The organism is Pseudomonas sp. 10-1B (genome assembly GCF_000935045.1).
Taxonomy (GTDB): domain Bacteria; phylum Pseudomonadota; class Gammaproteobacteria; order Pseudomonadales; family Pseudomonadaceae; genus Aquipseudomonas.
The window spans coordinates 1-19,186 of sequence record NZ_JYKS01000061.1 but is presented as its reverse complement, the minus strand read 5'-3'; the positions used below and the strand labels follow the sequence as shown (position 1 = coordinate 19,186).

At 64.0% G+C, this 19,186-nt stretch carries 15 protein-coding genes and 1 pseudogene; 10 read left to right on the top strand and 6 right to left on the bottom strand.

What is annotated here, in order from left to right; all coding sequences use genetic code 11:
* Positions 1-5 precede the first annotated feature (5 nt).
* The 4 genes from bioC to bioB are packed head-to-tail and all read right to left on the bottom strand — an operon-like array spanning position 6 to position 3,773.
* Entirely contained in the window at positions 6-824 is an 819-nt protein-coding gene (gene bioC, locus TZ03_RS25300; RefSeq protein ID WP_051101112.1) for a malonyl-ACP O-methyltransferase BioC, read from the bottom strand.
* Entirely contained in the window at positions 817-1,548 is a 732-nt protein-coding gene (locus tag TZ03_RS25295) for an alpha/beta fold hydrolase (RefSeq protein ID WP_051101111.1), read from the bottom strand. Before TZ03_RS25295 ends, bioC begins: the two co-directional genes overlap by 8 nt.
* Positions 1,541-2,713, bottom strand: a complete 1,173-nt coding sequence (bioF, locus tag TZ03_RS25290; protein ID WP_051101110.1) for an 8-amino-7-oxononanoate synthase — start codon at positions 2,711-2,713, stop codon at positions 1,541-1,543. The genes TZ03_RS25295 and bioF overlap by 8 nt, the downstream gene beginning before the upstream one ends.
* Position 2,714: 1 nt before the next feature.
* Entirely contained in the window at positions 2,715-3,773 is a 1,059-nt protein-coding gene (bioB, locus tag TZ03_RS25285) for a biotin synthase BioB (protein WP_051101109.1), read from the bottom strand.
* Between the two features lie 89 nt (positions 3,774-3,862).
* Here bioB and TZ03_RS25280 point away from each other — a divergent pair, with 89 nt between their 5' ends.
* The 4 genes from TZ03_RS25280 (at position 3,863) to rarD (ending at position 7,666) form a co-directional block, all read left to right on the top strand.
* Positions 3,863-4,594, top strand: coding sequence for a ComF family protein (locus TZ03_RS25280; RefSeq protein WP_051101108.1), 732 nt, complete (start codon positions 3,863-3,865; stop codon positions 4,592-4,594).
* Between the two features lie 216 nt (positions 4,595-4,810).
* Positions 4,811-5,575 (top strand): TOBE domain-containing protein, encoded by a 765-nt coding sequence (locus TZ03_RS25275; protein ID WP_051101128.1) that lies wholly within the window; start codon positions 4,811-4,813, stop codon positions 5,573-5,575.
* A gap of 164 nt (positions 5,576-5,739) precedes the next feature.
* Positions 5,740-6,714 carry a serine/threonine protein kinase gene (locus TZ03_RS25270; RefSeq protein WP_051101107.1) on the top strand — a complete coding sequence of 325 codons (975 nt, stop codon included), beginning with the start codon at positions 5,740-5,742 and terminating at the stop codon, positions 6,712-6,714.
* Between the two features lie 64 nt (positions 6,715-6,778).
* A complete protein-coding gene (gene rarD, locus TZ03_RS25265; protein WP_051101106.1) occupies positions 6,779-7,666 on the top strand; it encodes an EamA family transporter RarD in 888 nt (295 codons plus the stop codon).
* Between the two features lie 349 nt (positions 7,667-8,015).
* On the opposite strand, the gene TZ03_RS25260 is transcribed toward rarD, so the two are convergent.
* The gene (locus TZ03_RS25260; RefSeq protein ID WP_051101105.1) at positions 8,016-8,534 is read right to left on the bottom strand and encodes a glycine cleavage system protein R; all 519 of its coding nucleotides are present in this window, start codon (positions 8,532-8,534) and stop codon (positions 8,016-8,018) included.
* A gap of 452 nt (positions 8,535-8,986) precedes the next feature.
* Here TZ03_RS25260 and TZ03_RS25255 point away from each other — a divergent pair, with 452 nt between their 5' ends.
* Positions 8,987-11,164 (top strand): malate synthase G, encoded by a 2,178-nt coding sequence (locus TZ03_RS25255; protein WP_051101104.1) that lies wholly within the window; start codon positions 8,987-8,989, stop codon positions 11,162-11,164.
* Between the two features lie 138 nt (positions 11,165-11,302).
* Here TZ03_RS25255 and TZ03_RS25250 read toward each other — a convergent pair.
* A pseudogene (locus TZ03_RS25250) lies at positions 11,303-11,843 on the bottom strand (response regulator).
* Positions 11,844-11,959: 116 nt separating this feature from the next.
* On the opposite strand from TZ03_RS25250, the gene TZ03_RS25245 reads away from it, so the two are divergent.
* The 5 genes from TZ03_RS25245 to TZ03_RS25225 all read left to right on the top strand — a co-directional run bounded on the left by TZ03_RS25245 (position 11,960) and on the right by TZ03_RS25225 (position 18,935).
* The gene (locus tag TZ03_RS25245) at positions 11,960-13,897 is read left to right on the top strand and encodes a DUF294 nucleotidyltransferase-like domain-containing protein (protein WP_051101103.1); all 1,938 of its coding nucleotides are present in this window, start codon (positions 11,960-11,962) and stop codon (positions 13,895-13,897) included.
* Positions 13,894-14,604, top strand: a complete 711-nt coding sequence (locus TZ03_RS25240) for a PolC-type DNA polymerase III (RefSeq protein ID WP_051101102.1) — start codon at positions 13,894-13,896, stop codon at positions 14,602-14,604. Before TZ03_RS25245 ends, TZ03_RS25240 begins: the two co-directional genes overlap by 4 nt.
* Before the next feature lie 234 nt (positions 14,605-14,838).
* Positions 14,839-15,357, top strand: a complete 519-nt coding sequence (locus tag TZ03_RS25235) for an RNA polymerase sigma factor (RefSeq protein ID WP_019097171.1) — start codon at positions 14,839-14,841, stop codon at positions 15,355-15,357.
* Positions 15,354-16,310: a FecR domain-containing protein gene (locus tag TZ03_RS25230; protein WP_051101101.1), complete on the top strand. Its 957-nt coding sequence runs from the start codon at positions 15,354-15,356 to the stop codon at positions 16,308-16,310. The genes TZ03_RS25235 and TZ03_RS25230 overlap by 4 nt, the downstream gene beginning before the upstream one ends.
* A 219-nt stretch (positions 16,311-16,529) precedes the next feature.
* Complete coding sequence (locus TZ03_RS25225) at positions 16,530-18,935, top strand: TonB-dependent siderophore receptor (RefSeq protein WP_051101100.1); 2,406 nt, start codon at positions 16,530-16,532, stop codon at positions 18,933-18,935.
* Positions 18,936-19,186: the final 251 nt, after the last annotated feature.

The following is a 19,186-nucleotide window of genomic DNA, read 5'->3' as shown; positions in this document are numbered from 1 at the left end:
TCCCCTTACGCCTGTGGCTTGCGCAACACACCATAGACCACCTGATAGGTGGCTGGCAGCCCCTCGGGCTGGCGAAATGCCTCATAGGCCTGCAGCAGGCCCTGCATGCGGGCTCGGCCGGTCAACCCGGAAGGGCGGCCGGGGTTGAGGTTGTGGGCACCGAGGGCCTTGAGTTCATGGGTCAGGCTGCGTACATCCGGGTAGTGCAGCACATGCGGGCAGCGCTGCAGCTCAAGCTGTTCGAAGCCGCTGGCGGCACACAGGCGCTGGTAGTCTTCGAAACGGCGGAAGCGGTTCACATGCACCAGGCCATCCACCGCCTGCCAGCTGGCGCGCAGTTCGTCGAGGGTACCCACGCACAGGCTGCTGAAGGCCAGCACGCCGCCCGGTCGCAACACCCGTTGCGCCTCGGCCAGCACGCTGGCGAACTGGTCGCACCACTGCACCGCCAGGCTGGAGAACACCAGGTCGACACTGGCATCGCGCAACGGCAAGCGCTCGGCATCACCCGCCACGTGATAGTGCGCCCCACCCTGTTCGTGGCGGGCATGGCGCAGCATGCCTTCGGCGATATCCACCGCCACGCCGCGGGCCTGCGCGAAACGCTCGGCCAGGATGCGGCTGAAATGGCCGGTGCCGCTACCCAGGTCCAGCCAGTGCGACGGCTGCAGGCCTTCCGGCAATTGCTCCAGCAGGTTCAAACCCACCGCGCGCTGCAAGGCCGCCACGCTGTCGTAGCTGGCTGCCGCGCGGGAGAACGAAGCTGCCACCTGGCGTTTGTCGGGCAGTGCGCCGGGCAGGGTCGGACGGGAAAGGTCAGTCATCGCCACTCTCATGCAGGAAACTCTTGATGCCCGCCGCCAGCTCCTGCGGGTACTCCAGCAGGAACGCGTGGGAACTGTCTTCGACCAAGCCCACTTCCACATCGGGCAGCAGCTCGCTCAGCGCCTTGGCCGCCTCTGCCGGCACCAGCGCATCGCTGCCGGCGAACAGGTGCAGCTGCGGGCCGCCATAGGCTTGCAGTGCTTCGCGGGTATCCAGCTTGGCCAACACCTCGAGGCCGGTAGCCAGGTACAGCGGGTCGGTGTCCGGTACGCCGACACCCAGCTGGCGTAGCAGGGTGCGCGGTTGCTGGGCACCCTCGCTGCACAAAGTACGGAAGCGCTTGAGGGTGACGTGGGTATGGCTGCGGCAACCGTCGAGGAAGGTGCCGAAGGTGTCTTCGGCCATGCCGTGGGGCCAGTCCGGGCGGGCCACGAAACTGGGGTTGCTGGCCAAGGTCAGCAGGCCGCAGCAGTGGTCGCCGCGTTTATGCGCCAGCGCGCTGGCCAGCATGCCGCCGAACGACCAGCCACCCAGCCAGGTATCGTTCGGCAGCTTGCGGTCAAGGTGGTCGAGCCAGGCCGGCACATCGCTGTGGGGCAGTTCCGGCAGGGGCATCAGCTCAACCTGCAGGCGGGCGTCCTGGGCGCGCAGGCTGGCGGCCAGCGGCTCCAGGGAGGCAGTGCCCAGGCCCCAGCCGGGCAGCAGAACAAGTCGGTTACGCATCGGCGCTCTCCAATTGTGGATAACACTCGGCCAATGCATTCAACAATAGCTGCACCTGCGCCTCACTGTGCGCGGCGCTAAGGGTCACCCGCAGGCGCGCGCTGCCCGCCGGCACGGTGGGCGGGCGGATTGCCGTCACCAGCAAGCCGCGTTCGCGCAACATGCGTGACAGGCGCAGGGCCTGTGCGCTGTCGCCGATGACGATCGGCTGGATCGGCGTCGGGCTGTCCATCAATTGCAGCCCTATCTGCTGCGCGCCCTCGCGGAACTGGCGGATCAACGCCGCCAGGTGCTCGCGGCGCCAAGTCTCGCGGCGCAACAGCTCCAGGCTCTTGAGCGTGGCACAGGCCAGCGCCGGTGGCTGGCTGGTGGTGTAGATGTACGGGCGGGCGAACTGCACCAGCGCCTCGATCAGTTCTTCACTGCCGGCAACGAAGGCGCCAGCGGTACCGCAAGCCTTGCCCAGCGTGCCGATCAGCACCGGCACGTCATCCACGCCCAGGCCAAAGTGCTCGACGATGCCACCACCCTGGGCGCCGAGGGTGCCCAGGCCATGGGCATCGTCGACCATCAGCCAGGCGCCACGGGCCCGGGCGACATCGGCCAGGGCCGGCAGCTCGGCCAGGTCGCCGTCCATGCTGAACACGCCGTCGGTCACCACCAGGGTATTGCCGACGGCTTTATCCAGGCGGCTGGCCAGGCTGGCCGGGTCGTTGTGCAGGTAGCGGTTGAAACGGGCACCGCTGAGCAGCCCGCCATCCAGCAGCGAAGCATGGTTCAGGCGGTCTTGCAGCACCGTGTCGCCCTGCCCCACCAGCGCGGTGATGGCCCCCAGATTGGCCATGTAGCCAGTGGAGAACAGCAGCGCACGCGGGCGCCCGGTAAGCTCGGCCAGCGCCTCTTCAACCTGGTGGTGCGGCGTGCTGTGGCCGATCACCAGGTGCGAGGCGCCACCACCGACACCCCAGCGTTCGGCGCCAGCCTGCCAGGCGGCGATCACCTCGGGGTGATTGGCCAGGCCCAGGTAGTCATTGCTGCAGAAGGCCAGCAAACGCTGGCCGTCGACCACCACCTCCGGCCCCTGCGGGCTCTCCAGCAGTGGCCGCTGCCGATACAGGTCTGCGGCGCGCCGTTCGGCCAGACGCGCCGCCAGGTCGAAAGCCATCTCAGGCCGTCGCGGCGTTGTAGAACATCTCGCTGCTGCGCTGCTCGACCAGCGCCTGCTCGATGGCCGCCTGGTGCACTTCGTCGGCATGCTCTTCACGCGCTTCGGGCTTGATGCCCAGGCGTGCGAACAGCTGCATGTCCTTGTCGGCCTGCGGGTTGGCAGTGGTCAGCAGTTTTTCGCCGTAGAAGATCGAGTTGGCACCAGCCATGAAGGCCAGGGCCTGCATCTGCTCGTTCATCTGCTCGCGGCCGGCGGACAAGCGCACGTGCGACTTCGGCATGAGCAGGCGGGCCACGGCCAGCATGCGGATGAAGTCGAAGGGGTCGACATCTTCTTCCTCGGCCAGCGGCGTACCGGCCACCTTGACCAGCATGTTGATCGGCACCGACTCCGGGTGCTCGGGCAGGTTGGCCAGTTGGATCAGCAGGCCGGCGCGATCGTCCAGCGACTCGCCCATGCCGAGGATGCCGCCGGAGCAGATCTTCATCCCGGCATCACGCACGTACGCCAAGGTCTGCAGGCGCTCGCTGTAGGTGCGGGTGGTGATGATGCTGCCGTAGAACTCCGGCGAGGTGTCGAGGTTGTGGTTGTAGTAGTCCAGGCCGGCCTGGGCCAAGGCCTTGGTCTGCTCCTGGTCGAGCTTGCCGAGGGTCATGCAGGTTTCCAGGCCCATGGCCTTCACGCCTTTGACCATCTCCAGCACATAGGGCATGTCCTTGGCCGAGGGGTGCTTCCAGGCTGCGCCCATGCAGAAGCGGGTGGAACCGATGGCTTTGGCGCGGGCGGCCTCTTCCAGCACCTTCTGCACTTCCATCAGCTTCTGTTTTTCCAGCCCGGTGTTGTAGTGGCCGGACTGTGGACAATATTTGCAATCTTCCGGGCAGGCGCCGGTCTTGATCGACAGCAAGGTCGAAACCTGCACGCGGTTCGGGTCGAAATGCGCGCGGTGCACGGTTTGCGCCTGGAACAGCAAGTCATTGAACGGTTGCTGGAACAGCGCCTTGACCTCGGCCAGGGACCAGTCGTGACGTGTTGTTGCAGTTGTGCTGGCGCTCATCGGCGTTTCCTTGTTTAGGCTGAAGCTGGCGCCGGGACAGGAAAGCCCGCCAGCGCATCACGGATAGCTCGCATAGTCATGGAAGGCCTATGAACTGTCAACCGCACATAAAAAGACTGGTTTACAACTGCTCACTTATTAATCAATTTTGTTTGTTGTGTGATGACCCTGCCGAGCAGCCATACCCACTGTGCGTCGCCTGCGAGCAGGAATTGCCCTGGCTGGATGATCAGTGCCAGCGTTGCGCGCTGCCCTTGCCGATGGCCGGCCTCATCTGTGCCCAGTGCAGTCGCCACTTGCCAGCCTTCGAGCAGGTGATTGCGCTGTGGCATTTCGGCTTCCCGGTGGACACGCTGGTCAGCCGCTTCAAGCACAACCGCCAGTGGTCTTTGGGGCGGTTGATGGCTGAGTTGCTTGGGCATGGGCTGCTGTATCGTTTTGCAGAAGGCCTCCCCCGGCCCGACCTGCTGTTGCCTGTGCCCCTGGCCAGGCGTCGACTGCGCGAGCGGGGGTTCAACCAGGCCGGGATGCTGGGGCGCTGGCTGTCTTCACAGCTGGGGCTATGCTGCGACGAACGGTTGCTGGTGCGCACACGGGAGACGCCAGCGCAGCAACAGCTGGATGCCCGGGCCAGGCGGCGCAATTTGCACCAGGCGTTTGCTATCCGGGGCGAGGTCAAGGGGATGCATGTCGCCATTATTGATGACGTACTGACCACCGGCGCCACTGCACAGGCTATTGCCGAGGTGCTGGGCAAGGCCGGAGCGCGGCGGGTCGATGTGTATTGCCTGGCGCGTACGCCCAAGCCGGGTTATGTATGATTTCAAGGGCCTCATCGCCGGCAAGCCACAGGGGTTGCGTAGCTCTGGAGTCAACGCAATCCCTGTGGGAGCTGGCTTGCCGGCGATGGGGCGCGAAGCGGCCCCAAGGTTTCTGCCACAGCAAGAATCGCTGGGGCTGCTGCGCAGCCCTTTCGCGACACAAGGCCGCTCCCACACAATCTACACTTGGCTTCCAATGACACCGACTGAATGCCCATGCCCCTACCCCCCCTCCTCACCCAACACATCGCCCGCCGCCCGCAGCGCATCGCGCTGCTGCAGCACGTCGCCGAGCAAGGCTCCATCACCCGCGCCGCCAAGGCCGCAGGCATCAGCTACAAGGCTGCCTGGGATGCCATCGACGAGCTCAACAACCTGGCCAGCCAACCTCTGGTCGAGCGCAGCACCGGCGGGCGCGGTGGTGGTGGTGCCCGTCTGTCGATGGAAGGCGAGCGCGTGCTGCGCCTGTATCAAAGGCTGCAGGCCCTGCAGGCGCAAATCCTCGAAGCAGCCGAAGAGTCCAGCGACCTCGACCTGCTCGGGCGCCTGATGCTGCGCACCAGTGCGCGCAACCAGTTGCAAGGCCAGGTCAGCGGCCTGCGCCGTGAAGGCCGGCATGATCGCGTCAGCCTGGCCTTGGGCGGCGGGCTGGAGATCGAGGCGCTGATCACCCACGACAGTACTGCGCGCCTGGAGCTGACGCTGGGGAGCATGGTGGTAGCACTGCTCAAGGCCGGGTGGGTGCGGTTGCTGGCAGAAGGGGAAGAGGCCGAAGCAGGCAGCAACTGCCTGCGGGCGACAGTGGAAGAGGTGTTGACGGAGGCTGATGGGCCAAGTGAAGTCAGGCTGGCGCTGGGCAATGGGCAAACGTTGTGTGCGTTTGCCGAGGTGGATTGGTTGGCGGAGCAGCAGGTGGAGCATGGCAGCACGGTGCGGGTGCAGTTTCATCCCTCTTATGTATTGATCGGGATTCCTGCATAGCCTGGCCGCGCTTTGCGCGGTTCGCGGGCTTGCCCGCTCCCACAGGTACCGCGCCGCCCTGAACCAGTTGCACAATACCTGTGGGAGCGGGCGCGCCCGCGAAGAGGCCAGCACAGGTTTAACGCGTTACCATGGCCCCCATGCCGCTTACCCCCGGAGCCCCCATGTCCCACCCCTTCGACACTCTAACCCCCGACCTGGTCCTGGATGCCGTGGAAAGCCTGGGCTTTCTCAGCGATGCCCGGGTATTGGCGCTGAACAGCTACGAAAACCGTGTCTATCAGGTGGGTATCGAGGATGCGCAACCACTGATCGCCAAGTTCTACCGCCCAGGCCGCTGGAGCGATGCGGCGATCCTCGAAGAACACAGCTTCACGGCCGAACTGGCCGACTGCGAAGTCCCGGTGGTCGCCCCATTGCAGCACGATGGCCGCACCTTGTTCGAACACCAGGGCTTCCGCTTCACCCTGTTCCCGCGACGCGGCGGGCATGCCCCGGAGCCAGGCAATCTCGACCAGCTCTACCGCCTCGGCCAGTTGCTCGGCCGCCTGCATGCCGTGGGCGCCAGCAAACCATTCGCACACCGCGAAGCGCTGGCTGTGGACAATTTCGGCCACGCCTCGTTGAATACCCTGCTAGAAGGCGACTTCGTCCCCCGCGAGCTGCTGCCGGCATTCGAGTCCGTGGCCCGCGACCTGCTCAAGCGGGTGGAAGACATCTACGCCCGCACCCCGCACCAGCTCATCCGTCTGCACGGCGACCTGCACCCCGGTAACCTGATGCACCGTGACGACGTGTACCACGTGGTCGACCTCGATGACTGCCGCATGGGCCCGGCGGTGCAAGACCTGTGGATGATGCTGGCCGGCAACCGCGAGGAGCGTTTGGGGCAGTTGGCCGAGCTGATCGACGGCTACAACGAGTTCCACGACTTCGACCCGCGTGAACTGGCCCTGATCGAGCCTCTGCGCGCCCTGCGCCAACTGCATTACAGCGCCTGGCTGGCGCGACGCTGGGATGACCCGGCGTTCCCGCCCAGTTTCCCGTGGTTCGGCCAGCCACGCTATTGGGGCGACCAGATTCTCGCACTGCGCGAGCAGATGGCTGCCCTCGATGAACAACCGCTTAAATTGTTCTAGAAGCCCACACGTCTCTGTCTACAATAGGCGTCGCTTTATTTAGCTACCTAAGCAAGGATTCTGCATGCACGCCGCAAACCCGCGTCGCGGGTACTTACTGGGCCTGAGTGCCTACATCATCTGGGGCCTGTTCCCCCTTTACTTCAAGGCAATCCAGAGCGTCCCGGCAGTGGAGATCATTGTCCACCGGGTGCTCTGGTCAGCGCTGTTCGGCTCACTGCTACTACTGGTATGGAAACACCCCGGCTGGTGGCGCGAACTGCGTGACAACCCACGCCGGCTGGGCATCCTCGCCCTGAGCGGAGCGCTGATCGCCGGTAACTGGCTGACCTACGTGTGGTCGGTGAACAACGGCCGCATGCTCGAAGCCAGCCTGGGTTACTACATCAACCCGCTGATCAACGTGTTGCTGGGCATGCTGATTCTTGGCGAGCGCCTGCGCCGCCTGCAATGGCTGGCGGTGGGCATGGCCACCGTGGGTGTGGCGCAGCAGGTGTGGCAAGTGGGCAGCCTGCCTTGGGTGTCGCTGGTGCTGGCGCTGAGCTTCGGCTTCTATGGGTTGATCCGCAAGCAGGCGCCGGTGGCAGCATTGCCGGGCCTGGTGGTGGAAACCTGGATGCTGGTGCCGCTGGCCCTTGGCTGGCTGCTGCTGCACCCGGCGGCGATGAGTGCCCAGGGCGCGTTCTACACCAGCAGCGAAGCGCTGTGGTTGATGGCGGCAGGGCCGGTGACGCTGGTGCCGCTGGTGTGCTTCAACGCAGCGGCGCGGCACTTGCCGTATACCACGTTGGGCTTCCTGCAGTACCTGGCGCCGACCCTGGTGTTGCTGCAGGCAGTGCTGTTGTTCGATGAGCATCTGTCGTCGAGCACCTTGGTGGCGTTCATGTTCATCTGGGCGGGTTTGGCGGTTTACAGCGTCGATGCCTGGCTGAGTTTGCGCAAGCGTAGCTGATCAATAAATGATCAAATGCCTGCAGGCCTTGCGGTTCAAGGCCTGCAGAAACATCTCCAAAGGTTATCCACACCCTCGTCCCCGTGCTTTGTGCACAAACTGCTGATTTTTGGATGTTTTTTGAGCAGAACGGCGTAGGCCACGAACTACGTGGGCTGGAACGGTACACTCCCAGGTTATCCACAGGGCCTTCCCCGAGATATCGGGATAACCGCAGGGGGCTGCTTTGCAGCCCTTTCGCCGGCAAGCCAGCTCCCACCTCGACCGCATAGGCCTCAAGCCCTGTGCAGTCCCTGTGGGAGCTGGCTTGCCGGCGAAAGGGCCGCAAAGCGGCCCCAGCAATCTCTGATCAATCCTCCGCCCGCAGTTGCAACTCCACCATCAAGTCATCCGCCAGGCTCTCCAGCTTCTGCTGCAGTTCATCCAGCGGCAAGGTCAACGGCAGCGCCAACAACGCATCGGCATGAAACAACGGCTCGCTGCTCATCGGCGCAGGCCGCACTTCGGTGGAAAACCGCTCCACATTCACCTGCAGCTCCGCCAGCAACCGGGTGATGTCGCGCACGATCCCCGGCCGGTCATTGCCCACCAGCTCCATGGCAATCGGTTTCCAGGTGCATGACGGCTCGATCCCGCTCTCGGCGATCAGCACGCGAATGTCATACCTGGCCAACCCCTGCAGCGATGCCACCAGCTCGTCGTAGTTTTCCGCCGGCACCGCCACCCGCAAGATGCCGGCGAACTGCCCGGCCATGCGCGACATGCGGCTTTCCAGCCAGTTGCCACTGTGGTCGGCGATGCACTGGGCAATACGCTCGACCTGGCCGGCCTTGTCAGGGGCAATTACAGTCAGTACAAGATGATCCACAAGCCCTTCCTCGTGTCGGACCGCGCCCGGGCGGCAGAAAATCGGGGGGATCGACTCAGTATAGGCAAGGCGCGGCAACCTGCCGCAGGGCAATCCGCATGACAAATCGTGTACTGTTTCAAGATTTATCTGGAACAATCCACCTGTTTTTTGCGAACATACCCACTCCCAGCGTGACCATACGCGACCAGCTGGTCGCATAACGGCGCTTTTAGTCTGATTTTGCCCCGCCTACTGCTTCATGTAGTATCTCGTGGCGCGGACTACAAAACGTCGTTTGGATGTCTGCCAAGGCGCCTGTGAAAATACGCACACTGCCCGCCAGCCCGTCTGGCAGGCCGCACCCAGCCGCGCTCGGGGCTGCCCCGGGTGCATGCACTGGTGCCGTGTTTAGAGAAGCGCTACAGGCTTAATACAGAAGAGCGAAATAGCTGAGCAGAGTGAGGCAAGCAATGACTGGATACGTTCAAGTCGGTGGCCTTCAGGTCGCCAAGGTCCTGTACGACTTCGTGAACAACGAAGCCATCCCCGGGACTGGCATCGTCGCCGAGCAGTTCTGGGCGGGTGCAGAGAAGATCATCAATGACCTCGCTCCAAAGAACAAAGCCCTGCTCGCCAAGCGCGACGAGCTGCAAGCCAAGATCGACGCCTGGCACCAGGCACGCAAAGGCCAGGCACACGACGCCGTAGCCTACAAAGCATTCCTCCAGGAAATCGGCTACCTGCTGCCACAAGCCGACGATTTCCAGGCCACCACCCAGAACGTGGACGAAGAAATCGCCCACATGGCCGGCCCGCAGCTGGTGGTGCCGGTGATGAACGCCCGCTTCGCCCTGAACGCCGCCAACGCCCGTTGGGGCTCGCTGTACGACGCGCTGTACGGCACCGACGCCATCAGCGATGAAGGCGGCGCCGAGAAAGGCCAGGGCTACAACAAGGTACGTGGCGACAAGGTCATCGCCTTCGCCCGCGCCTTCCTCGACGAAGCCGCGCCACTGGCGGCCGGCTCGCACGTCGACTCCACCGGCTACCGCATCGAAGGCGGCAAGCTGGTGGTCGCCCTGAAAGGCGGCAGCAACAGCGGCCTGCGTGACGACGCCCAACTGATCGGCTTCCACGGCGACGCCGCAGCGCCAACCGCCGTGCTGCTCAAGCACAACGGCCTGCACTTCGAAATCCAGGTCGATGCCAGCACCCCGGTGGGCAGCACCGACGCCGCTGGCGTCAAGGACATCCTGATGGAGTCGGCGCTGACCACCATCATGGACTGCGAAGACTCGGTCGCCGCCGTCGATGCCGACGACAAGGTGATCGTCTACCGCAACTGGCTGGGCCTGATGAAAGGCGACCTGGCCGAAAGCGTGAGCAAAGGTGGCAAGACCTTCACCCGTACCATGAACCCCGACCGCGAGTACGCCGCGCCCAATGGCGGCAGCGTGACCCTGCACGGCCGTTCGCTGCTGTTCGTGCGTAACGTTGGCCACCTGATGACCAACCCGGCGATCCTCGATGCCCAAGGCAACGAAATCCCCGAGGGCATTCAAGACGGGCTGTTCACCAACCTGATCGCCCTGCACAACCTCAACGGCAACACCAGCCGCAAGAACACCCGCAGCGGCAGCGTGTACATCGTCAAGCCGAAGATGCACGGCCCAGAGGAAGTGGCCTTCGCCGCCGAGATCTTCAGCCAGGTCGAAGACCTGCTGGGCATGAAGCGCAACACCGTCAAGGTCGGCATCATGGATGAGGAGCGCCGTACCACGGTCAACCTCAAGTCGTGCATCAAGGCGGCCGCCGAGCGCGTGGTGTTCATCAACACTGGTTTCCTCGACCGCACCGGCGATGAAATCCACACCTCGATGGAAGCCGGCGCCGTGGTGCGCAAGGGCGCCATGAAAAACGAGAAGTGGATCGGTGCCTACGAGAACAACAACGTCGACGTCGGCCTGGCCACCGGCCTGCAAGGCCGTGCGCAGATCGGCAAGGGCATGTGGGCCATGCCCGACCTGATGGCCGCCATGCTCGAGCAGAAGATCGCCCACCCACTGGCCGGTGCCAACACCGCCTGGGTGCCGTCGCCGACTGCCGCCACCCTGCATGCCCTGCACTACCACAAGGTGGACGTACAGGCACGTCAGCGTGAACTGGCCTCGCGTACCCCGGCGTCGGTGGACGACATCCTGGCCATCCCGCTGGCCGCCGACACCAACTGGTCGGCCGAAGAAATCCGCAACGAGCTGGACAACAACGCCCAGGGCATCCTCGGCTACGTGGTGCGCTGGATCGACCAGGGTGTGGGTTGCTCGAAGGTGCCGGACATCAACAACGTCGGCCTGATGGAAGACCGCGCCACCCTGCGCATTTCGGCCCAACTGCTGGCCAACTGGCTGCGCCATGGCGTTGTCAGCCAGGAGCAGGTGCTGGAAAGCCTCAAGCGCATGGCCGTGGTGGTCGACCAGCAGAACGCCGGCGACGCCCTGTACCGCCCGATGGCGCCGAACTTCGACGACAACGTCGCGTTCCAGGCGGCTGTAGAGCTGGTGGTGGAAGGTGGCAAGCAGCCGAACGGTTATACCGAGCCGGTACTGCACCGCCGCCGCCGCGAGTTCAAGGCGCGTAACGGGTTGTAAGCAACATCTGCGAATGGGGGCCGCTTTGCGGCCCAATCGCTGGCAAGCCAGCTCCCACAGGAACTGCACAGGCTTCGGAATCTGTACGGTCCCTGTGGGAGCTGGCTTGCCGGCGATGAGGCCGGTACAGGCCTCTGCCTACTCTAGCTTCAACTCTTTCTTCACCAGCTCCAGCAGCTTGCCCAGGTCCACCGGCTTGAGCAGAAAATCCACCACCCCCAGGTGCATCACGTCCACCGCCTCTTTCACATCGGTATCACCCGATACCACGATGATCGACAATTCCGCCCGCTCCGACTCGCGAATCTTGCGAATCAGGTCCAGACCATCCTCAGGCTGCATACGCAAGTCCGTGATCATCAAACCGATGCGCTGTTGGTAGTGCAGGTACAGCCTGGCCTCCTCGGCCCCGTCCGCCCCCACGCAGTCGATACCCCGGCTTTTCAGATACAGGATCAGTGCTTCGCGGCTGACCGCATTGTCATCCACCACCAGCACCAGTGGCTTGAGCGCCACCGGGGCACTCACCACCGCCAATGCCTCGCGCTCGTCGTCATTCAGGATGTCGGTGTGCTCAGGCATGGTCATCTCGTCAAAAAAATTCCGCTTCAGCTATTAGGACCGCACAACTTGCGTAACCCGTTTCACCTTTCGTCGGGTCTTTGACAGCGGCGCTCATAGACTTACGTCCAATGGGCACCACACCGCCGCAAGCCGACCATGGAGGCAGAGAACAACATGGCCGACACCTATATATAGATATATATAGTCCGGCATAGCGATACGGTCAGTTTCATGAGCAAAAAGGACGCCTACAGCCAGGCAAGCAGGACGGCAGTGCTGCAGAACATCCAGGGCACCCTGCAGTTCCTGCAGCGTTTTCCGCCGTTCAACCAGATGGAACACAGCCACTTGGCCTACCTGGTCGAGCAGTGCCAACTGCGCTTCTATGCCAGCGGCGAGAGCATCGTCAAACCTGCCGACGGGCCGGTCGAGCACTTCTACATCGTCAAGCAAGGCCGTGTGGTCGGCGAACGCCAGCACTTGGTCAAACCCGGTGTCGAGACCACCTTCGAGATCACCAGTGGCGAATGCTTCCCGCTGGCCGCCTTGCTGGGCGAGCGGGCGACCCGCACCGAGCACCTTGCCGGTGAAGATACCTTCTGCTTGCAGTTGAACAAGGCCGCGTTCATCCGCGTGTTCTCGATGTCCGAAGTGTTTCGGGATTTTGCCCTGCGCGGCGTCAGCAGCCTGCTCGACCAGGTCAACCAGCAAGTACGCCAGCGCGCGGTGGAAACCCTTGGCACTCAGTACTCGCTGAACACCCCGCTGGGTGAACTGGCCATGCGTCACCCGGTGGTGTGCAGCGCCGACACGCCCCTGCGCGAAGCCGTGCGGCTGATGCACGAGCAACAGGTTGGCAGCATCGTGGTGGTCGACCCGCAGCGCTACCCCACTGGCATCTTCACCCTGCGCGACCTGCGCCAGGTGGTGGCTGCGGCCGATGCCGACCTAGGCGCGCCCATCGAGCGGCACATGACGGCCAAGCCGTTCTACCTCAGCCCCCAGGCCAGTGCCTTCGACGCCGCCATGGCCATGACCGAACGGCATATCGCCCACGTGTGCCTGGTAGAAAACCGGCGCCTGTGCGGGGTAGTTTCGGAGCGCGACCTGTTTTCGCTGCAACGAGTCGACCTGGTGCACCTGGCGCGCACCATCCGCCATGCGCCCCGCCTGGATACCCTGGTCTCGCTGCGCGGCGAAATCAGCCAACTGGTCGAGCGCATGCTGGCCCATGGCGCGTCGTCCACGCAGATCACCCAGATCATCACCTTGCTCAACGACCACACCGTGTGCCGCGTGATCGAGCTGGCGCTGGCCGAGCGCGGTGACCCGGGCGTGCCGTTCAGCTGGTTGTGCTTCGGCAGCGAAGGGCGACGCGAGCAGACCCTGCACACCGATCAGGACAACGGCATTCTCTTCGAAGCCGCGAACAGCATCGAGGCCGATGCCATCCGTGCCCGCCTGTTGCCACTGGCGCAGTACATCAACCAGTGCCTGGCCCAATGCGGCTTCACCCTGTGCAAGGGTAACGTCATGGCCGGTAACCCCGAGCTGTGCCTGTCGCGCAGCGAATGGGCGCGGCGCTTTGCCGGGTTTGTCCGCGAAGCCAGCCCGGAAAACCTGCTGGGTTCGAGCATCTATTTCGACCTGCGCGTGGTGTGGGGCGACGAGCAAGGCTGCGAGCAATTGCGCCAGGGCCTGCTCGACCAAGTGGCCGACAACCGAATTTTCCAGCGCATGCTCGCCGACAACGCCCTGCGCCAGCGCCCGCCCGTGGGTCGCCTGCGCGAATTCGTGCTGACCCGCCAGGGCAATGACAAAGCCGCCACCCTCGACCTCAAGGTCCAGGGCCTGACGCCCTTCGTCGATGGCGCCCGGCTGCTGGCCCTGGCCAATGGCATCGGCGCCTGCAATACCCTGGACCGGCTGCGCCAGCTGGTAGCCAAGGGGGTGATCGAGGCGCTGGACGGCGCTGCCTATGAAGAGGCCTACCACTTCATCCAGCAAACCCGCATGCAGCAGCACCAACGCCAGACCCGCGACAACCTGCCGTACTCCAACCGGCTCGACCCAGACAGCCTCAACCACCTGGACCGCCGCATCCTGCGCGAGTCCCTGCGCCAGGCCCAGCGCCTGCAAAGCAGCCTGGCCTTGCGGTACCAGCTATGAGCCTGTTCGCCTGGCTGCGCCCCAGCGCGCCCGAGCTGGACCAGGCCATGCGCCAGCGCCTGGCCCAGTTGCCCAAGCCCGCCCCGCTGGGGGTATGCACCTTGCGCGAGCAGCGCTGGGTGGTGCTGGACCTGGAAACCAGCGGCCTGAACCCCAACCGCGACCAGGTGCTGTCGATCGGGGCGGTGGCCATCGAGGACGGCGCCATCGACTTTGCCCAGCAGTTCGAGCGCACCCTGCACCGGCCTACGCTTAAAACCAACGCCAGCGTGCTGATCCACGGCCTGGGGCCAAGTGCCCTGGCAGCCGGTTGCGACCCGGCCGAGGCCTTGCTCGATTTGCTGGATTTCATTGGTGACAGCCCAGTGCTGGCGTTCCATGCACCGTTCGACCAGCGCATGCTGGCACGGGCGCTGAAGGAGAGCCTGGGTTACCGCTTGCAGTCGCCATTCCTCGACGTTGCCGAACTGGCACCGATGCTCAACCCCGACACCATTCTTCGCGAGGCAGGGCTGGATGACTGGGTGACGCGGTTTGGCCTGCTGGTGGAAGAACGCCATCATGCCAGTGCCGATGCCCAGGTAACCGCCGAGCTTGCGCTGATCCTGTTCAGCCAGGCCCGGCGCCAGCAACTGGACAGCCCGCTGCAGCTGGAGCAGCGGTTGCGCGGGTGGCGGCGGCGCAATATCCACAATCACGGCCTGTAGTTTTGCATTGGCCTTGCTGGCCTCTTCGCGGGTAAACCCGCTCCCACAGGGACTGCACTACCTTTGGAGGTTACGAGATCCTGTGGGAGCGGGTTTACCCGCGAAGAGGCCGGCACAGGCAACACATCTCAATGCTGGCAAACCGATAAGCGTCCATTGCACCCACCCCCTTCCCTCTGCAACAATCGCGAATAATTATCGTTAGTTAATGCATACGTTCCGGGGGGACGCTGCTTGTCTTCTGCACAGAGCCCACACGCCGATCTGGTCGGTGCGCTGTACCGCGACCATCGCGGCTGGCTGCTCGCCTGGCTGCAACGCAGCATGGCCTGCCGCCAACGTGCCGAAGACCTGAGCCAGGACACCTTCGTGCGCCTGCTCGGTCGTGAGCAACTGGACACACCCCGCGAACCCCGTGCGTTCCTGGCCGCCGTGGCCAAGGGGCTGATGTTCGACCACTTCCGTCGCGCTGCGCTGGAACAGGCCTACCTGGCCGAACTGGCACTGATCCCGGAAGCCGAACAGCCATCCCCGGAAGTGCAGCACCTGATCCTCGAAGACCTCAAGGCCATCGACCGCCTGCTTGGCAAGCTGTCGAGCAAGGCCCGTGCGGCGTTCCTGCACAACCGCCTGGACGGCATGGGCCATGCCGAAATCGCCGAGCGCCTGGGTGTTTCGGTGTCGCGGGTGCGCCAGTACATCGCCCAGGGCATGCGTCAATGCTACGTGGCCCTGTACGGGGAGCCGACGTGAGCAACGCACCGGTTTCGTCCCGGGTGCTGGAAGCCGCCATTGCCTGGAAACTCAGCCTGGATGACGCCAGCGGCACGCCCGATGAGCGCAACGAGTTCATGCGTTGGCACGCCGCCAGCGAGGAACACGCCCGTGCCTGGCGCCAGCTCGGTGCCCTCGACCAGCGTGTCAGTGCGGCCGCTGGCCCGGCACGCCAAGCCCTGTTGCAATCGCGCGTCGGCCTGCGTCGGCGTATCGGCAAGGTCGGCGGGGGGCTGGCCGGCATGTTCCTGCTCGGTTCGCTGCTGGCCTGGGTCGGCGCACCGTCGCTCGCGCCAAGCTACTGGCTGGCCGACCAGCGCACCGCCACCGGCGAGCTGCGTACCCTGCGCCTGGAAGATGGCACCCTGCTGAGCCTGAACACCCACACCGCCGTGGATATCGACTACGAAGGCGAGCAACGGGTAATCGTGCTGCACCAGGGCGAGATCTCCGTCGAAACCGGCCACCAGGACCCTCGCCCACTGCTGGTGCGCACCGACGATGGTCGTCTGCGCCCGCTGGGCACGCGCTTCCTGGTGCGCCGCGAAGCCAACGGTACACGCCTGGAAGTGCTGCAAGCCTCGGTCGGCGCCATGCCGCTGAACAGTGGCGACGAGCAGGTCCTGCGCGAAGGCCAGCAGGTGCTGATGAACGCCAACGGCCTCGGCCAGGTCGGCGCAGTGCCAGCCGGTGCCGACGCCTGGACCCGCGGCATGCTGGTGGTGGACAACGTGCGCCTGGGCGACCTGCTGGCCGCCCTCGGCCAGTACCGCAGCGGCTACCTCGGGGTAGACGCCAAGGTCGCCGACTTGCGCGTGACCGGCAGCTTCCCGCTGACCGACACCGACCTGGCACTGGCGTCGCTGGTGCCGGTATTGCCGGTGAAGATCGAGCGGCATACCCAGTGGTGGGTGAACGTCGTTCCCAAGTAAACCTATACCGGCCTTATCGCCGGCAAGCCAGCTCCCACAGGTCCCCCGTAGCGCTTGAGACCTGCGCGATACCTGTGGGAGCTGGCTTGCCGGCGATAGGGCCGGTACTGACAAAACACAATTTTAAATAATTCTCACTTTTTTCAGGGTCGCCCTGTCACTTTTCAAATCTCGCTCGGCAAGGAAGCAGTACGCAAATATCCGTCGAGGAGCCGCTGCATGTCCCGTGCTGTTGATCGTATCCTGCGCCCCAGCCTGATGGCCCTGGCCATCGGCCTGGCCGCCCCGCTGGCCAGCCCTGCCCTGTTCGCCGCTGAGCAATCCGCTCCGCGCGCCTACGACCTGCCCAGCGCTCCGCTGGCCACCACCCTCAACCAGATCGCCAGCCAGGCCGGTATCGCCCTGGCCATCGACCCGGCACTGGTCAGCGGCCGCACCTCGGCCCCGGTGAACGGCCAGTACGACGGCCTCGGCGCCCTGCAAGCCGCCCTGCGCGGCACCGGCCTGCAACTGCAGCAGAGCAGTGTGGGCAGCTACAGCCTGGTGGCTACGCCGGAAGGGGCACTGGCGCTGCCAGTGACGGCAATCAATGCTAATTCCAACTATGAAAGCGCCTGGGGTGCCTCCAGCGGTTATGTAGCCACACGCACTGCCGCTGGCACCAAGACCGATACCCCAATCGTCGAGACCCCGCGCTCGATGACCGTGATCACCCGCCAGCAACTGGATGATCGCCAGGTCCTCAACCTCAATGACGCCCTGCGCTATACCGCAGGCGTGCAAAGCAGCGGTTACGGCTCCGATTCGCGCGCCGACTGGCTGCGTGTGCGCGGTTTCGACCCGACCCAGTTCCTCGACGGCCTGCCACTGCCCAAAGGCTCGTTCGCCAACCCCAAGGTCGAGCCCTGGAACCTCGAACGCATTACCGTACTGCGCGGCCCGGCGTCATCGGTGTATGGCCAGACCCCACCGGGCGGCATGCTCGACATGGTTAGCCGTCGCCCTCAGCTTGAGAGCGCGCACCAGGTCGAAGCCCAGGTCGGCAGTAACGAACACAAGCAGATCAACTTCGACAGTACCGGCAAGATCGACGACGAAGGCCAGTTTCTCTACCGCGTGAGCGGCGCGGTACGCGATAGCAACGCGCCCGTCGACCACATCCCGGACAAGCGCTACAACATCGCACCGAGCCTGACCTGGAACATCGATGACGACACCAAGCTGACCTTCATCTCCCAATACACCCGGGACGATACCGGTATCACTGGCCAGTTCCTGCCGCTGCAAGGCACCAAGCTAAGCAGCCCAGCAGGCAAAATCTCCCACCACAAGAACCTGGGCGAGCCAGACTGGGATTTTTATGACCGCACTTACTACGCGCTGGGCTACGCGTTCGAGCACCGGCTGAACGATACCTGGCAATTCCGCCAGAACTTGCGCTATACCAAGAGCGACCTGTCGTTCCAAGCGGTCAACGTCGCCACCATCAACAACATCGACGTCGACGGCAACGTCAATCGCGAGTCAGGTATCGTCAACGAAGACATCAGCCAGTTCGCGGTCGATAACAATTTCCAGGCCGACTTCCAGACCGGCGACATCAGCCATACGCTGTTGCTGGGGCTTGATCACCAACGCTCCAATACCAACTATCAGTGGCTCTACGGCATGGGCGTTCCGCCAATCAACGTCGTCCGCCCGGTCTACGGTGCAGACATGTCGAACGTTACCTACTTCGCCATGCAGGACTTCCAGCAGAAAACCCACCAGACAGGTGCCTACATCCAGGACCAGATGTCGCTCGACAACTGGCGCCTGACCCTGGGTGGGCGTGAGGACTGGATCCATACCGGCACGGTCTTCCACAACCAGAACGATGCCACCAGCACTGAGCGCGACAAGGCTTTCAGTGGCAACGTCGGCCTGAGCTACGTGTTCGACAACGGCATCACGCCGTACTTCTCGTACACCGAGTCGTTCCAGCCAGCCAGTGGCGCCAACGTCAACTCCACGCAATCGTTCGAGCCAACCGAAGGCCGTCAGTACGAAGTGGGCGTGAAGTATCAGCCCGTCGGCACTGACACCCTGCTCACGGCAGCGGTATATGACCTGAAGCAGCAGAACGTCAGCGTTACCGAAGGCAGCATCACCCGCCAGGTGGGCGAACTGCAGGTGCGCGGCCTGGAGCTGGAAGCCTCCACCCACGTCACCGAGAACCTCAAGGCGATCGCCTCGTATACCTATACCGACACCGAAATCCTCAAGGGTAACGACAAAGGCAATCGCATGGCGCTGATCCCGCGCAACCAGGCCACCCTGTGGGCTGACTACACCTGGAACAGCGGCCTGCTGGATGGCTTCGGCATTGGCGGCGGTGTGCGCTATGTGGGTGACACCTACGGCAATACCGCCAACACCGAGCTGGCCCATGTGGGCTCGTACACAGTGTATGACGCCTCGGTACACTACGACCTGGGCCGCCTGGACAACAGCATGAAAGGCCTGACCGTAGCGGTGGAAGCGAAGAACCTGTTCAACAAAGACTACCTGTCCAACTGTGACGGCTACTGGTGCTACTACGGCGATGAGCGCAACGTGGTGGCCAGCGTCAACTACAAGTTCTGAGTGAACGGGGGCCGCTGTGCGGCCCAATCGCCGGCAAGCCAGCTCCCACAGGTACAGCACATGCCCTGGGCCTTGTGCTGTACCTGTGGGAGCTGGCTTGCCGGCGATTGGGCTGCGCAGCAGCCCCACGGTCCAACAGACAAGAATCGGTACCGTGATGAAAAGCCCAGCCATCCGCCGCTGGTCCGTGATCCACACCTGGAGCAGCCTGGTCTGCACCCTGTTCCTGCTGTTGCTGGCGCTCACCGGCC

Coding starts and splice junctions, on each gene's coding strand:
- bioC (WP_051101112.1), bottom strand. CDS start 824: ATGACTGACCTTTCCCGTCCGACCCTGCCCGGCGCACTGCCCGACAAA.
- TZ03_RS25295 (WP_051101111.1), bottom strand. CDS start 1,548: ATGCGTAACCGACTTGTTCTGCTGCCCGGCTGGGGCCTGGGCACTGCC.
- bioF (WP_051101110.1), bottom strand. CDS start 2,713: ATGGCTTTCGACCTGGCGGCGCGTCTGGCCGAACGGCGCGCCGCAGAC.
- bioB (WP_051101109.1), bottom strand. CDS start 3,773: ATGAGCGCCAGCACAACTGCAACAACACGTCACGACTGGTCCCTGGCC.
- TZ03_RS25280 (WP_051101108.1), top strand. CDS start 3,863: ATGAACTGTCAACCGCACATAAAAAGACTGGTTTACAACTGCTCACTT.
- TZ03_RS25275 (WP_051101128.1), top strand. CDS start 4,811: ATGCCCCTACCCCCCCTCCTCACCCAACACATCGCCCGCCGCCCGCAG.
- TZ03_RS25270 (WP_051101107.1), top strand. CDS start 5,740: ATGTCCCACCCCTTCGACACTCTAACCCCCGACCTGGTCCTGGATGCC.
- rarD (WP_051101106.1), top strand. CDS start 6,779: ATGCACGCCGCAAACCCGCGTCGCGGGTACTTACTGGGCCTGAGTGCC.
- TZ03_RS25255 (WP_051101104.1), top strand. CDS start 8,987: ATGACTGGATACGTTCAAGTCGGTGGCCTTCAGGTCGCCAAGGTCCTG.
- TZ03_RS25245 (WP_051101103.1), top strand. CDS start 11,960: ATGAGCAAAAAGGACGCCTACAGCCAGGCAAGCAGGACGGCAGTGCTG.
- TZ03_RS25240 (WP_051101102.1), top strand. CDS start 13,894: ATGAGCCTGTTCGCCTGGCTGCGCCCCAGCGCGCCCGAGCTGGACCAG.
- TZ03_RS25225 (WP_051101100.1), top strand. CDS start 16,530: ATGTCCCGTGCTGTTGATCGTATCCTGCGCCCCAGCCTGATGGCCCTG.